The 955-nt window shown below is 67.6% G+C and carries 1 protein-coding gene; it reads left to right on the top strand.

Annotated elements, in window-relative coordinates; genetic code table 11:
• On the top strand, positions 1-955 hold a 955-nt coding region (locus tag HR9077_RS19115; protein ID WP_136068901.1), incomplete at both ends, for a DUF2345 domain-containing protein.

Below are 955 nucleotides of genomic sequence, written 5' to 3'. Positions count from 1 at the left end.
CCCCCGACTGGCACAGCCACGGCCTGCTCTCCGGGTTCAAGAGCAAGACCTATCGCGGCAGCAAGTACAACGAACTCGTCTTCGACGACGCCACCGACCAGGAGCGGGTGCGTCTCAACTCCGAAGCCGAGAAGAGCCAGCTCAACCTCGGCTACCTGATCCACCAGACCGGCAATACCCGAGGCGCCTTCCGTGGCACCGGGTTCGAGCTGCGCAGCGACGCCTATGGCGCCATCCGCGCCAACCAGGGGCTGTACCTCACCAGCTGGGGCCAGCTCGGCGCCAGCGGCGACCAGCTCGACCTCACCCCGGCGAAGCAGCAGCTCGACAGCGCCTACAACCTCACCGACACCCTGAGTCAAAGCGCCCAGGACCATAACGCCGACGCCCTCGACAGCCGGACGAATCTCAAGCAGGCCGGCGACGACGCCGACGACACCTACGGCAACAGCGAGCAGCTCACGGATGCCGACCAGAGCAACGCCCGCGGCGCCTCCGACAGCGGCGGTCGGGGCCAGGCCGCGCGCATGAAAGCGCCCTGGCTGCATCTCGCCTCGCCGGCCGGCATCACGGCGAGCACCCCCGAGTCGACGCATCTGGCCCAGGGCCGTTCGCTGAGTGTGGCCAGCGGCGAGGACGTCAATATCGCCACCGGCAGGAGCCTGGTCGCCTCGATCTCCGAGACACTCTCGCTGTTCGTGCAGAAGGCCGGCATCAAGCTCTTCGCGGCGCGGGGCAAGGTGCAGATGCAGGCGCAGTCGGACAACCTCGAGGCCACCGCCCGCAAGAACCTCGACGTCACCTCCAGCGAACAGAAGGTCGATCTCGCTGCCGCCGAGGAGATCCTGCTGGTCAGCGGCGGCGCCTACGTGCGCATCAAGGGCGGCAATATCGAGCTGCATGCGCCCGGCAAGGTCACCGTCAAGGGGGCGACGAAGAATTTTGGGGGGCCGAC

Source organism: Modicisalibacter radicis (assembly GCF_900961225.1).
GTDB lineage: Bacteria > Pseudomonadota > Gammaproteobacteria > Pseudomonadales > Halomonadaceae > Modicisalibacter.
Note: the sequence above shows the minus strand (reverse complement) of the source record. Positions and strands in the feature narration are given on the sequence as shown.